The 12933-nt window shown below is 63.6% G+C and carries 12 protein-coding genes; 10 read left to right on the top strand and 2 right to left on the bottom strand.

Annotation, left to right across the window (positions count from 1 at the left end):
- Positions 1 to 99 precede the first annotated feature (99 nt).
- The 3 genes from AACH55_RS17395 (at position 100) to AACH55_RS17405 (ending at position 2170) form a co-directional block, all read left to right on the top strand.
- Positions 100 to 252: a hypothetical protein gene (locus tag AACH55_RS17395; RefSeq protein ID WP_338715912.1), complete on the top strand. Its 153-nt coding sequence runs from the start codon at positions 100 to 102 to the stop codon at positions 250 to 252.
- A gap of 154 nt (positions 253 to 406) precedes the next feature.
- The gene (locus AACH55_RS17400; RefSeq protein ID WP_338715913.1) at positions 407 to 1609 is read left to right on the top strand and encodes an acetylornithine transaminase; all 1203 of its coding nucleotides are present in this window, start codon (positions 407 to 409) and stop codon (positions 1607 to 1609) included.
- 30 nt (positions 1610 to 1639) lie between these two features.
- Positions 1640 to 2170 carry a C40 family peptidase gene (locus AACH55_RS17405; protein ID WP_338715914.1) on the top strand — a complete coding sequence of 177 codons (531 nt, stop codon included), beginning with the start codon at positions 1640 to 1642 and terminating at the stop codon, positions 2168 to 2170.
- Between the two features lie 18 nt (positions 2171 to 2188).
- Here the strand turns inward: AACH55_RS17405 and AACH55_RS17410 are convergent, their stop codons facing one another.
- Together AACH55_RS17410 and AACH55_RS17415 are read right to left on the bottom strand one after the other, a co-directional pair.
- Entirely contained in the window at positions 2189 to 2953 is a 765-nt protein-coding gene (locus AACH55_RS17410) for a FadR/GntR family transcriptional regulator (RefSeq protein WP_338715915.1), read from the bottom strand.
- An 8-nt stretch (positions 2954 to 2961) separates the two neighbouring features.
- Entirely contained in the window at positions 2962 to 4023 is a 1062-nt protein-coding gene (locus tag AACH55_RS17415; RefSeq protein ID WP_338715916.1) for an Ldh family oxidoreductase, read from the bottom strand.
- A gap of 536 nt (positions 4024 to 4559) precedes the next feature.
- On the opposite strand from AACH55_RS17415, the gene AACH55_RS17420 reads away from it, so the two are divergent.
- The 7 genes from AACH55_RS17420 to AACH55_RS17450 all read left to right on the top strand — a co-directional run bounded on the left by AACH55_RS17420 (position 4560) and on the right by AACH55_RS17450 (position 12865).
- Positions 4560 to 4778: a hypothetical protein gene (locus tag AACH55_RS17420; RefSeq protein ID WP_338715917.1), complete on the top strand. Its 219-nt coding sequence runs from the start codon at positions 4560 to 4562 to the stop codon at positions 4776 to 4778.
- Between the two features lie 138 nt (positions 4779 to 4916).
- On the top strand, positions 4917 to 6653 hold the full coding sequence (locus AACH55_RS17425; protein ID WP_338715918.1) for an IlvD/Edd family dehydratase: 1737 nt from the start codon (positions 4917 to 4919) through the stop codon (positions 6651 to 6653).
- Positions 6654 to 7201: 548 nt separating this feature from the next.
- Positions 7202 to 8161 carry a C-terminal binding protein gene (locus AACH55_RS17430; RefSeq protein WP_338715919.1) on the top strand — a complete coding sequence of 320 codons (960 nt, stop codon included), beginning with the start codon at positions 7202 to 7204 and terminating at the stop codon, positions 8159 to 8161.
- A gap of 211 nt (positions 8162 to 8372) precedes the next feature.
- Positions 8373 to 9458, top strand: coding sequence for a sn-glycerol-3-phosphate ABC transporter ATP-binding protein UgpC (gene ugpC / locus AACH55_RS17435; RefSeq protein ID WP_338715920.1), 1086 nt, complete (start codon positions 8373 to 8375; stop codon positions 9456 to 9458).
- A gap of 126 nt (positions 9459 to 9584) precedes the next feature.
- Positions 9585 to 10916, top strand: a complete 1332-nt coding sequence (locus AACH55_RS17440; RefSeq protein WP_338715921.1) for an extracellular solute-binding protein — start codon at positions 9585 to 9587, stop codon at positions 10914 to 10916.
- 168 nt (positions 10917 to 11084) lie between these two features.
- Positions 11085 to 11984: a sugar ABC transporter permease gene (locus tag AACH55_RS17445; protein ID WP_338715922.1), complete on the top strand. Its 900-nt coding sequence runs from the start codon at positions 11085 to 11087 to the stop codon at positions 11982 to 11984.
- Positions 11984 to 12865, top strand: a complete 882-nt coding sequence (locus AACH55_RS17450) for a carbohydrate ABC transporter permease (protein ID WP_338715923.1) — start codon at positions 11984 to 11986, stop codon at positions 12863 to 12865. The genes AACH55_RS17445 and AACH55_RS17450 overlap by 1 nt, the downstream gene beginning before the upstream one ends.
- Positions 12866 to 12933 lie beyond the last annotated feature (68 nt).

Consider the following 12933-nt stretch of genomic DNA (forward strand, 5'->3'; position numbering starts at 1 on the left):
CGCGCAGCGCCGGTGTCATGCCGGCGTCACGCGCATTTGCGAAGATGCCGCGCAAGCCTGATGCCGCGCGGCCCGGCGAGATGCGATGAAATTGCAACGGTGGCCCGCCGCAAGCGCCCGCTGGCGGGTCCGGCGGGAAATTTCTTTTTGACGCTCTGCGCAAAAGGTCATAAACTGCACCGCATGATCGCCAACGCCACATTCTTACGACGCCGCAGCCAACCTGAGAAAGGTTTGCTGCTGCGCGCGTGAAGTGAAACGAATCGCGAAGCCACAGGCAAACCCTGTGGCTTTTTTTTATTCGCCATCCGGGTCTGTCGTGTGCCTGCTGCCTAGCGCCTAGTGTTCGTGTGGGCAACGGTCTGCACCACCCTCCCAACCACCCTATTCTTGCAGGAGCCTATCGATGCAATACAGCCCGTCCGACGCCAACAAGCTGATGTACGTCACCAACCGCCCCGAGCTGGTCTTCACCGAAGGCCAGGGGATGTGGCTGACCGATCACAACGGCAAGCGCTATCTCGACTACCTGCAAGGCTGGGCCGTCAACACCCTGGGCCATGCCCCGCAATGCATCGCCGACGCCCTGGCTGCGCAGAGCAAGAAGCTGATCAATCCCTCGCCGGCCTTCTACAATGCGCCCTCCATCGAACTGGCCAACCTGCTGACGGCCAACTCGGTGTTCGACCGCGTGTTCTTCGCCAACAGCGGTGCCGAAGCCAACGAAGGCGCCATCAAGCTGGCCCGCAAGTGGGGCAAGAAGAACCCGGCCGCCGATGGCAGCGCCCGCTTCGAGATCATCACCTTCAAGCACAGCTTCCACGGCCGTACTCTGGCCACCATGTCGGCCAGCGGCAAGGACGGCTGGGACACCATGTTCGCACCGCAGGTGCCGGGCTTCCCCAAAGCCAACCTGAATGACCTGGCCAGCGTCGAAGCGCTGATCGGCAGCCACACCGTGGCCGTGATGCTGGAGCCGGTGCAGGGCGAAGGCGGCGTCATTCCCGCCTCCAAGGAATTCATGCAAGGCCTGCGCCGCCTGACCAAGGAAAAGAACCTGCTGTTGATCGTCGATGAAGTGCAAAGCGGCATGGGCCGTACCGGCCAGCTGTTCGCCTACCAGCACTCCGGCATCGAACCTGACATCATGACCCTGGCCAAGGGCATCGGCGGCGGCGTGCCGCTGGCAGCCCTGCTGGCGCGTGAAGAAATCGCCTGTTTCGAAGCCGGCGAACAAGGCGGCACCTACAACGGCAACCCGCTGATGACCGCCGTGGGCGTGGCCGTGATCAAGGAACTGCTGAAGCCCGGCTTCATGGAATCGGTGCGCGAGCGCGGCCAGTACCTGCGTCAGCGTTCGCTGGAAATCTCCGAGAAGTATGGCTTTGAAGGCGAGCGTGGCGAAGGCCTGCTGCGTGCCCTGCAACTGGGCCGCGACATCGGCCCGCAGATCGTCGAAGCCGCGCGCAACCTGGAACCGGTGGGCCTGCTGCTGAACTCCCCGCGTCCCAACCTGCTGCGCTTCATGCCGGCGCTGAACGTGACCAAGGAAGAGATCGACCAGATGTTCTCCATGCTGGAAGACGTCCTGGCCAAGATCGGGAAGTAAGCCATGGCGGGGCGCGCAAGGATGGCATTGATGGGCAGGGCCGCTGTTCCCTCTACCCTGTCGGCGCTGGCCGCGCTGTCTGCGGCCCTGATCCTGGCGGCGTGCGGTACGGCGCCGACTGCGCCTCCCGTGTCGCGGCTGCCCGGTGCCCCGCAATCGCAGGCACCGGCGCTCCCAGCCACCGACAATGGCAATGAAGTGGCGCTCTATGCGCTCTCGCTGATCGATACCGGTTACCGCTTCGGCGGCAAGAACCCTTCGGCCGGACTCGACTGCAGCGGCATGGTCAGCTACATCTTCGGCCAGGCTGCCAATTACCGTATCAGCGGCAGCGCTGCCGACATCGCGCGCCAGGGCCGCCAGATCGATCCTTCGCAATTGCGTGCGGGGGATCTGGTGTTCTTCAATACCCAGAACCGTCCGTTCTCGCACGTGGGCATCTACCTGGGCGATGGCCGCTTCGTGCATGCGCCCTCGACCAATGGCAAGGTGCATATCTCGCGCATGGACAATCCTTATTTCTCGCGCCGCTTTGAAATGGCGCGCACCTACTTCAACTAGGGCCTGTGTGAACCGGCCCTAAAGCGCCGTCTTGCGGGCCGGCCGTTTGCGCGGCCCGCCTTCCTGCTGCTGGCGGTTGCCGTATTGCCGGATCAGATTGGCGCTGTAGCGCGTGAAGGCGATATCCATGTGGCGCCGCATGGCCGCGCGCGCCTGCTCGGGATTGCGTTCACGCAGGGCTTGCAGGATCAGGCCGTGTTCCTCGATGGCTTCCTCCCAGACGCGGGTGCCGTCGAAGTGACTGTGCAGGCGCTCGAACAGCGGCCCCAGACGGGCATCGAAGAGTTGCGTCACCAGCCCGACCAGCACACTGTTGCCGGTGGCCTCGGCCAGGCGGATGTGGAACAGGCGGTCCGCCTCCAGCGGATCGGTGCCGGCCCGGGCATGCGCGATCATCATGGCATAGGCCTCCTCCACCGCCGCGATCTGCTGCTTGCTGCCCAGTTGAGCGGCGGCATAGGCCACCTCCCCTTCGATCATCTCGCGCGCACGGATCAGCTCCAGCGGCCCTTCCTCGCCGGACAGGTCATGCCGCAACTCGCGCTGTGCAGGCGGCGCACAGACGTAGATGCCCGAGCCCATGCGCACTTCGATATGCCCTTCCACCTCCAGTGCGATGAGGGCCTCGCGCAGCGACGGCCGGCTCACGCCCAGTTGCACGGCCAGATCACGCTCGGAAGGCAGGCGCGAACCGACGGCGAATTCACCGTCCACGATCAGCTTGCGCAACTGGTCGCTGATCTGCCGGTACAAGCGCTGCGGTTCGATCGCTTCGATAGGCATGGCGGCCTTCAGTCCAGGGTGGCGGGAAACTCCAGATCGTACGCGGCACCGGCCTCGCGCAGCATGGGCGCAATGGTCGGATGCAGGGTCACGCCTTGCGCCAGTTGTTCGGCACGGCGCTGCATGCCGCGGTCGCCGGGCATGCGTACCTGGCCCACACCGGGGCGCGGCGGATTGCTGCGGCAGGCCTGGGCGATATGGTCCATCTGGCGTTTGAAGTCCGCTTCGCCACCGAAGGCCGAAGGGTCATAGAGCGACATGAACACCGTGGCCCCCCAGCCCGCCGCCGGATCGGCCCGGCCAAAGCCGGACAGGCCGCCGGTAAGCGCCTCGATCAGCACGGCCAGCCCGAAGCCCTTGTGCCCCGCTGACAGCCCGCCCAGCGGCAGGATGGTGCCCGGCGGCGTGGCCGAGAGCACGGCCGGATCGCGGCTGGGGTGGCCGGTGCCATCGATGAGCCATTCTTCCTCGAACTGCTTGCCGGCCTTGTGCAGGCGATTGCTCATGCCGTTGGTCGTGATGGACGCCGAGATATCGACCAGGAACGGCGTGCCGGAAGTCGGGATGCCGGCCGCAATGGGATTGGGCGTGAACACCGCACGGGTACCGCCAAAGGGCGCCACGCTCTGCACGGCCGGGTCGGAGCTGGCCAGGATCATCATGAAGCCCTCCTGCGTGGCGCGCAGCAGGTAGGCGGCCAGGCAGGCGATGTGATGGCTGTGGTGGATGGTCAGCGAGGCCGTGCCATAGTCGCGTGCCTTGGGAATGAGCGCATCGATGCCCTGATGCACCAGCCAGGGGCCGGGCAGGCGGCGGCCATCCCAGGCCAGCGCAGCGGCCCGTTCGGAGAGCACTTCGGGCTGGCCGGAGGTGGCCATGCTGCCTTTTTCCAGTTCCTTCACATAGGGCGCCAGCAGCGCCAGGCCGTGCGTGTCGTGGCCCAGCAGGTCGCCATCGACCAGGGTGGCGGCGACGCTATCGGCCTTGTCGGCTTCCAGGCCGGCGCGCTGCAGCAGGGTGGTGGCGAACTGACGCAGGGCATCAGCGGAAAAGCGTTCGGGTGCAGCCATGGGACAAGCATCCTTTCAGGAACGGATCGGGACGGACCGCGATGCGGGCAGCGAGCTGGGGTCTCCGGGGTCATTTTTGTTCTGGCGCCGCCCTGCGCAAGGGTGGCGGAGTGCGGTCATGTGGTCAGACCAGCTGAGCCAGAATTTCACATCGGATCGCCGCTGTCAAGGATGAAAAGACCGTGAAAAAGTTTTCACCTCTTACGCGCCGCAGCATTTCCAGCCAGCCCAGCCATCGACCGCAAACCCTCGCCCCGCCTGGCTTCTGCCTTTTGCCTCGACCTGTCTGGATGCTGCGACGGCAGCATGCGCGTGAGCTTCTTCACTTCCTGACAAAATGCTTTCCCGCCATCTGGTATTACCACTTGACCAAACAAATCCGGCTGCAATAGACTCGCAGCCAACCCTACAAGTCACGTCGCATAGCGTGCCTTGCCACCGTCGGGGAGACGGGGCATGGCCCGCCTGCAGAACGGACGGCACAGACCCAGCCGCGACAGTCGATGCCAGCGGCCTCAGGCAACGGAGACATCCCATTGGCTTACCAAGGCACTGCACCGCATGTGAACCGCAGGACACCGACTGGCTGGGCGCACACCGCCTGCGCCACGGCGACCTTGGGCGTGCGCGCGCGCCGTGCCTTGCAGCGCGGCTGTGCATTCCGGTCCCTGCTGGCCTTCCTGCTGATTGATTTTTCCCGCTATTTCTTTGACCAGGGCGACAGTCATCCTGTCCCCTCGCGCAACATCGCCTGAGCATCGTCACGACCAGGCAGGCGCAGGCAGCAAGCATTGAACGGCACTGCGGGCCCATCCGGCCGGCAGTTCATGGATCGCATCAGAAAGGCAGTGCCCGCTGTGCGTCTGCGCACGCGTCGCTGCCAGGGAACGACAATGACCGACGACACCAAGAAATCCACCCGCCGCAGCCAGGCCTGGTTCGGCCGCCAGGACCGCGATGGCTTCATCTATCGCTCCTGGGTCAAGAACCGCGGCATCCCGCACGACCAGTTCGATGGCCGTCCGGTGATCGGCATCTGCAATACCTATTCCGAACTCACGCCCTGCAATTCGCACTTCCGCGCCCTGGCCGAGCAGGTCAAGATCGGTATCTGGGAAGCCGGCGGCTTCCCGCTGGAATTTCCGGTGATGTCGCTGGGCGAGACCCTGCTGCGCCCCACCGCCATGCTCTACCGCAATCTCGCCAGCATGGACGTGGAAGAATCGATCCGCGCCAATCCGCTCGATGGCGTGGTGCTGCTCATGGGCTGCGACAAGACCACCCCGGCACTTCTGATGGGCGCGGCGTCTGTTGATGTGCCGACCATCGGCGTGTCGGGCGGCCCGATGCTCTCGGGCAAATACCGTGGCCGTGAACTGGGTTCGGGCATGGGCGTGTGGCAGATGTCGGAAGACGTGCGCGCCGGCAAGATGACGCAGGAAGAATTCTTTGAAGCCGAGAGCTGCATGCACCGCTCGCACGGCCACTGCATGACCATGGGGACCGCCTCCACCATGGCCAGCATGGTCGAGGCATTGGGCGTGGGCCTGCCGCACAATGCCGCCATTCCCGCCGTGGATGCGCGCCGCAACGTGCTGGCCCGCAACGCCGGGCGACGCATCGTGCAGATGGTGGAAGAAGACCTGGTGCTGTCCAAGATCCTGACGCGCCAGGCCTTCGAGAATGCGATTCGCGTCAACGCGGCCATCGGCGGCTCCACCAATGCGGTGATCCACCTGCTGGCCATCGCCGGGCGCATCGGCATCCAGCTCGATCTGAAGGATTGGGATGAGATCGGCCACCAACTGCCCTGCCTGCTGGACCTGCAGCCCTCGGGCAAATTCCTGATGGAAGATTTCTACTACGCAGGCGGCCTGCCGGCGGTGATCCGCCAGCTGGAAAGCGTGATCGACAAGACCGCGCTGACCGCCAACGGCAAGACCCTGTGGGAGAACTGCAAGGACGCACCGAACTGGAATCCGGAAGTCATCCGCAGCTTCGACCAGCCCTTCAAGGAAGCGGCCGGCATCGCCATCCTCAAGGGCAATCTGGCCCCGGACGGCGCCGTCATCAAGCCCTCGGCGGCCACGCCGGAACTGCTCAGGCATCGCGGCCGCGCGGTGGTCTTCGAGAACAGCGACGACCTGCACAAGCGCATCGACGACGAGGACCTGGACGTCGATGAAACCTGCGTGCTGGTCCTGAAGAATTGCGGCCCCAAGGGTTACCCCGGCATGGCCGAAGCGGGCAATATGCCGCTGCCGCCGAAGATCTTGCGCAAAGGCATCACGGACATGGTACGCGTGTCGGATGCACGCATGAGCGGTACCGCCTATGGCACCGTGGTCTTGCACGTCTCACCGGAAGCGGCGGCGGGCGGTCCGCTGGCGCTGGTGCAGAACGGCGACTTCATCGAACTCGATGTGCAGGCGCGCAAGCTGCATCTGGAGGTATCCGACGAAGAACTGGCGCGCCGCCGTGCGCAATGGCAGAAGCCGGAGTTGCCGCCGCAGATGCAGCGTGGCTGGGTCAAGCTCTACGTCGATCACGTGCAACAGGCCAACCAGGGGGCGGACCTCGATTTCCTGGTCGGCAAGAGCGGGCCTTACGTGCCCAAGGACAATCACTGAACTGCCCGCCCTTGCCTCCTGCAACTGCGGCAAGGGCAGCAAGAATTTTTTAAAGCCAACCGGTCAGACCGAATTCCACCTGCAGCAACGCATCAGGCATCACAGGCGTCAAAAAGCAGCATTAAGCAAAAGTTAAGGCTCATCACAACAGCATTAGATTCACGTTAATACCAGCATCCGTCGTACCCCGGGACCACGGTACAGCCACACAAGCGGCGGCCGTGTTCCAGGAAGCAGAACCCATTTCATCAATAGGCGTGAGTGCGAGCGAGTCCCGTTTGGGATGAAGTGCAAGGCGCGAATTTGGGTCAAGACTGGGCGTCTTGACCCAAATTCGTAACGCAGCAATTCGCCCAAACGGGCCGCTCCCTGCGGGTTCTGTCCAGAAAGGGCGCTGGCCGCGTTGCGCTCCTTGCGTGTGGCACCGCCACACGACGCGTCGCGCGCCTTGCCAGCGCCCTTTCTGGACAGAACGCATCTCACGCCTATTGATGAAATGGGTTCTAGTTGCATCAGGTGGACCAGGACAACCATCATGGAGACGAGCAATGAAAGTACTGATTACGGACTACGATTTTCCCGACGTCGACCTGGAGCTTGCGCTCTACAAGGAAGCCGGCGTGGAAGTCGTGACCGCGCAATGCCGCACTGAAGAGGAAGTGATCGCCGCCTCGGAAGGTTGCCAGGGCCTGCTGGTGCAGTACGCACCGGTGAACGCCAAGGTCTTTGCAGCCCGCCCTGAGATCCGCATCGCCAGCCGCTACGGTGCCGGCTTCGACACCATCAACACCGCCGACGCCGCCGCCTACGGCGTGTGGGTCGCCAACTCGCCCGACTATGGCGTGGGCGAAGTCGCCACCCATGCGCTGGCCATGGCGCTGGACCTGATCCGCAACATCACCGTCTACGACCGCGCCGTGAAAGCGGGCGAATGGCACTACACCACCGCCGGCATCATTCCGCGCGCATCCGATCTCACCATCGGCATCATCGGCCTGGGCCGCATCGGCAAGCGCATGGCGCATATCTCGCGCAATCTCTTCAAGCGCGTGATTGCCTACGATCCCTACATCATCGATGGCGACTTCCCCGCCTATGTGGAGCGCGTGGGCCGCGAAGAACTGTTCCGCCAGGCGCACGTGGTCTCGCTGCACACGCCCTTGAACGACGAGACGCGCAACATGGTCGACGCCTCGCTGCTGAACCTCTTGCAGCCGCAGAGCTATCTGGTCAACTCCGCACGCGGCGGCCTGATCAGGATCGACGACCTGCTGACCGCGCTGGAAAACGGCAAGCTCAAGGGTGCCGCGCTGGATGTGTTGCCGGTGGAACCGCCCGAGACCGCCTCGGCTATCGTGCAGCATCCACGTGTGCTATTGTCGCCGCACGCGGCGTTCTTCTCGGATGTCGCAGCGCGCGAACTGCGGCGCAAGGCGGCCCAGAACCTGATCGACTGGGACCGCAACGGACGCCCCTCCTACGTGGTCGTCCAGGGCAAGAACAAATAAGTCAAAACACTCCCCGGCAACGGGGCGCCAACGCAGCACCGCGCCGGCCGCCAGCCGGCGCTGCATCAATGTAGACAACAGAAGAAGGGAGACCACCAGGATCTCCCGTGCGTCCCTCCACAGGGCGTGCCTGAACCAAGCGCGTTGCGAACGGCTCCGTCTGGAACCGGTTCCGCAGCGTCGATTCGAGGATAGAGACGAGGAGCATTTGATGGCATCAGTACAGATTCGCGCAGTCAAGAAACAGTTCGGCAGCACCCAGATCATCCGGGGCGTCGACATCGATATCGCCGATGGCGAATTCACGGTGCTGGTCGGCCCGTCCGGCTGCGGCAAATCGACGCTGCTGCGCATGCTGGCCGGGCTGGAGGAAATCACCGGCGGCGAGATCCTCATCGGCGGCACCGTGGTCAACAACGTCCAGCCCAAGGACCGCGACATCGCCATGGTGTTCCAGAACTACGCGCTCTATCCGCACATGACCGTGCGCGACAACATGGCCTTCTCGCTGACGCTGGCCAAGAAGGACAAATCCTTCGTCGACGAGCGCGTCAAGAAGGCCGCCGACATCCTCGGCCTGAACCAGCTGCTGGACCGCTATCCGCGCCAGCTCTCGGGTGGCCAGCGCCAGCGTGTGGCGATGGGCCGCGCCATCGTGCGCGATCCGCAGGTGTTCCTCTTCGACGAACCGCTCTCCAACCTCGACGCCAAGCTGCGCGTGCAGATGCGCACCGAGATCAAGGAATTGCACCAGCGCTTGAAGACCACCTCCATCTATGTGACCCACGACCAGATCGAAGCCATGACCATGGCTGACCAGATCGTGGTCATGCGTGATGGCCTGGTGGAACAGCGCGGCCGTCCGCTGGATCTGTACGACCATCCGGCCAACCTGTTCGTGGCCGGCTTCATCGGCTCGCCGGCGATGAACTTCATTCCCGCCACCCTGCGCCGGGGCGCCGGTGCGGCCGAGGTCGAGTTCGCCGATGGCACCCGCGTGCCGGCGCCGTATGGCAGCGCCTTGCAGGGCAGCGACGGACAGAAGGTGACCTATGGCGTGCGTCCCGAACACCTCTCCATCGGCGCGGCCGGGCAAGGCATCGCCACCAAGGTCATCGTGGTGGAACCGACCGGCGCGGATACGGAAGTGTTCTCGCGCTTTGGCGACACCAGCCTGACCTCGATCTTCCGCGAGCGTCATGATTTCAGCGCGGGCGATGTGATCCACCTGGTGCCCGACCACAGCCGCACGCATCTCTTCGATGCCGAATCGGGCAAGTCGCTGGCGGCCCGCTGATCCACCGCACCATCACTGCAGTCCCAGGCAACACCAGTAGCGCAGCATCACAACAACAAGAGTCCATCCGCAAGAACATCCGTTCGAGAGCGGTCCATTCGACTTTCAACCGAAGGAGTAGGAGACATGAGCAAGCTGACACGACGCGAATTCCTGGTCACCAGTGCTGCCGCCGCAGCCGCTTCCAGCATGGGCGTGAACGCCTTTGCGGCAGGCCCCGGCGCGGCCGGCGCCGACAGCATCAAGTACCCCATCGAACAGGGCGCGAGCCTGCGCATCCTGCGATGGAAGCGTTTCGTCCAGGGCGACGAAGACCTGTGGAACGCCAACGTCAAGAAATTCACCGAACTGACCGGCGTGGCCGTGCGTACCGACAGCGAAGGCTGGGAAGACGTACGCCCCAAGTCGGCCGTGGCCGCCAACGTGGGCAGCGGTCCGGACATCGTGCTGGGCTGGTTCGACGATCCGCAGCAGTATCCGACCAAGCTGGTCGACATGACCGACCTGGCCGATTCGCTGGGCAAGCGCTATGGCGGCTGGTACGACGTCTGCCGCAAGTACGGCACCAAGGATGGCAAGTGGATCGCCCTGCCGCTGGGCGTGATCGGCAATGCCCTGGTCTATCGTGAAAGCCAGCTCAAGGCGGCCGGTTTCGATACCATTCCCAAGGACACGGCCGGCTTCCTCAAGCTGTGCCAGGCCTTGAAGGCCAAGGACACGCCGGTCGGCTTCGCCCTGGGCAAGGCCGTCGGTGACGCCAACAACTGGGCGCACTGGCTGCTGTGGTCGCACGGCGGCAAGCTGGTGGACAAGAACGGCCAGGTCGCCATCAACTCGCCCGAGACCCGCGCCGCGCTGGAATACGCCAAGCAGCTCTATGCCACCTTCGTACCCGGCACACTGTCGTGGCAAGATCCATCCAACAACAAGGCCTATCTGGATGGCCAGATCAGCATGACGGCCAACGGTATCTCGGTGTACTACGCCGCCAAGAACTCGCCCGATCCCAAGCTGCAGGACATCGCCAGGGATACCCAGCACGCGCACTTCCCCATCGGCCCGGTCGGCAAGCCCACCGAGCTGATGCAGATCACGCAGATGATGGTGTTCAAGCACACCAAGTATCCCAACGCGGCCAAGGCTTTCGTGCAGTTCATGTTCGAGCCGGACCAGTACAACCCGTGGGTGAAGGCGTCCATCGGCTATGTCAGCCAACCGCTGAAGGCCTACGAGAAGAACCCGGTCTGGACCGAAGATCCCAAGGCCACGGTCTACCGCGATGCCGCCTCGCTGATGCTGGACCATGGCCACGAAGGCCCGCTGGGCCAAGCCTCGGCGGCCTGCATGGCGGACTACGTGGTGGTGGACATGGTGGCCGAGGCGGCCTCCGGCGCCAAGACCGTGCAGCAGGCCATCGACCGCGCCGCCGAACGCGCCAAGCGCTACTACAAGACTTGATGCCATCGGTCTGAACGTCAGCAACGCGGACCGGGTTCCCTCGGGACAGCGGGCAAGGGGCAGGTTGTCAGGGCCTGCCAGCCCGGTACCGCAGCGCTGGCGCAGCGCGAAGCGTTACTCCAGTACCGGCTGCGGGCCTGGCCTGCAGCCCTTTCATCGAGGCACATCATGCTATCCCGATTCCTGAACAACCGTAACGTCCTGGGCATGCTGTTCATGGCCCCGGCCGTGATCCTGCTGGTGGTGTTCCTGACCTACCCGCTGGGCCTGGGCATCTGGCTGGGCTTCACCGATACCAAGATCGGCGGCGAAGGCAACTTCATCGGCCTGGACAACTTCACTTACCTGGCCGGCGATTCGCTGGCGCAGCTGTCGCTGTTCAATACCGTGTTCTACACGATCAGCGCCAGCATCCTGAAATTCGCGCTTGGCCTGTGGCTGGCCATCCTGCTCAACAAGAACGTACCGCTGAAGACCTTCTTCCGCGCCATCGTGCTGTTGCCCTGGATCGTGCCCACCGCCCTGTCGGCGCTGGCCTTCTGGTGGCTGTATGACGCGCAGTTCTCCGTCATCAGCTGGGCCCTGCACAAGATGGGCCTGATCGACCGCTACATCGACTTCCTCGGCGACCCGTGGAATGCACGCTGGTCGACAGTCTTTGCCAACGTCTGGCGCGGCATTCCCTTCGTGGCGATTTCGCTGCTGGCCGGCCTGCAGACGATCTCGCCTTCGCTTTATGAAGCAGCGGCCATCGACGGTGCCACGCCCTGGCAGCAGTTCCGCCACGTGACGCTGCCGCTGCTCACACCCATCATCGCCGTGGTGATGACCTTCTCTGTGCTGTTCACCTTCACCGACTTCCAGCTGATCTATGTGCTCACTCGTGGCGGTCCGCTCAATGCGACGCACCTGATGGCTACGCTCTCCTTCCAGCGCGCCATTCCGGGCGGTGCGCTGGGTGAAGGCGCGGCGCTGGCAACCTACATGATTCCCTTCCTGCTGGCGGCGATCATGTTCTCGTATTTCGGCCTGCAACGTCGCGGCTGGCAACAAGGAGGTGACAAATAATGGCCAAGAAAAAAGACGACCAGCAGGAAACCCAGGGCATGGATTTCCTGCAATCGACTCCGCGCAAGTGGGTGACGATCTACATTCCGCTGCTGATCTTCCTGTTCGTATTGCTGTTCCCGTTCTACTGGATGGTGATCACGGCCTTCAAGCCGGACAATGAATTGCTCTCGCAGACCGGCAACCCGTTCTGGGTGGTCGCGCCGACGCTGGCGCATTTCAAGAAGCTGCTGTTCGATACTCAGTATCCGGCCTGGCTGTTGAACACGGTGATCGTATCGGTGGTATCGACCTTCGCCTCGCTGGCCGCCAGCGTCTTTGCCGCCTATGCGATCGAACGGCTGCGCTTTCAGGGTTCCAGGCAGGTCGGGCTGGGCATCTTCCTGGCCTACCTGATCCCGCCCTCGATCCTGTTCATTCCGCTGGCGGCGATCGTGTTCAAGCTGGGGCTGTTCGATACGCGCTGGGCGCTGATCCTGACCTACCCGACCTTCCTGATCCCGTTCTGCACCTGGCTGCTGATGGGTTACTTCCGCTCGATTCCCTATGAGCTGGAAGAGTGCGCGCTCATCGACGGCGCCACCCGCTGGGAAATCCTGGTCAAGATCATCCTGCCGCTGGCGGTACCCGGACTGATCTCGGCGGGCATCTTTGCCTTCACGCTGTCGTGGAATGAATTCATCTATGCGCTGACCTTCATTTCCTCTTCCGAGGTCAAGACCGTGCCGGTGGGGATCGTCACCGAACTGGTGGAAGGCGACGTCTACCACTGGGGTGCGCTGATGGCCGGCGCGCTCTTGGGCTCGCTGCCGGTGGCGGTGGTGTATTCGTTCTTTGTGGAGTATTACGTGTCGGGGATGACGGGGGCGGTGAAGGAGTAAGCCTCACTTCGTTGCACCTGATGGTCATCCGAAGAGGCCGGCCGCCAGTAGCGGGCGGCCTCTTCGTT

This window comes from Herbaspirillum sp. DW155 (genome assembly GCF_037076565.1).
In the GTDB taxonomy this organism is placed as follows: Bacteria; Pseudomonadota; Gammaproteobacteria; order Burkholderiales; family Burkholderiaceae_D; genus Herbaspirillum.

Bases quoted from the DNA above. Each gene is read 5' to 3' on its own strand.
- AACH55_RS17400 (WP_338715913.1), top strand. From the start codon at position 407: ATGCAATACAGCCCGTCCGACGCCAACAAGCTGATGTACGTCACCAAC.
- AACH55_RS17405 (WP_338715914.1), top strand. From the start codon at position 1,640: ATGGGCAGGGCCGCTGTTCCCTCTACCCTGTCGGCGCTGGCCGCGCTG.
- AACH55_RS17410 (WP_338715915.1), bottom strand. From the start codon at position 2,953: ATGCCTATCGAAGCGATCGAACCGCAGCGCTTGTACCGGCAGATCAGC.
- AACH55_RS17415 (WP_338715916.1), bottom strand. From the start codon at position 4,023: ATGGCTGCACCCGAACGCTTTTCCGCTGATGCCCTGCGTCAGTTCGCC.
- AACH55_RS17425 (WP_338715918.1), top strand. From the start codon at position 4,917: ATGACCGACGACACCAAGAAATCCACCCGCCGCAGCCAGGCCTGGTTC.
- AACH55_RS17430 (WP_338715919.1), top strand. From the start codon at position 7,202: ATGAAAGTACTGATTACGGACTACGATTTTCCCGACGTCGACCTGGAG.
- ugpC (WP_338715920.1), top strand. From the start codon at position 8,373: ATGGCATCAGTACAGATTCGCGCAGTCAAGAAACAGTTCGGCAGCACC.
- AACH55_RS17440 (WP_338715921.1), top strand. From the start codon at position 9,585: ATGAGCAAGCTGACACGACGCGAATTCCTGGTCACCAGTGCTGCCGCC.
- AACH55_RS17445 (WP_338715922.1), top strand. From the start codon at position 11,085: ATGCTATCCCGATTCCTGAACAACCGTAACGTCCTGGGCATGCTGTTC.
- AACH55_RS17450 (WP_338715923.1), top strand. From the start codon at position 11,984: ATGGCCAAGAAAAAAGACGACCAGCAGGAAACCCAGGGCATGGATTTC.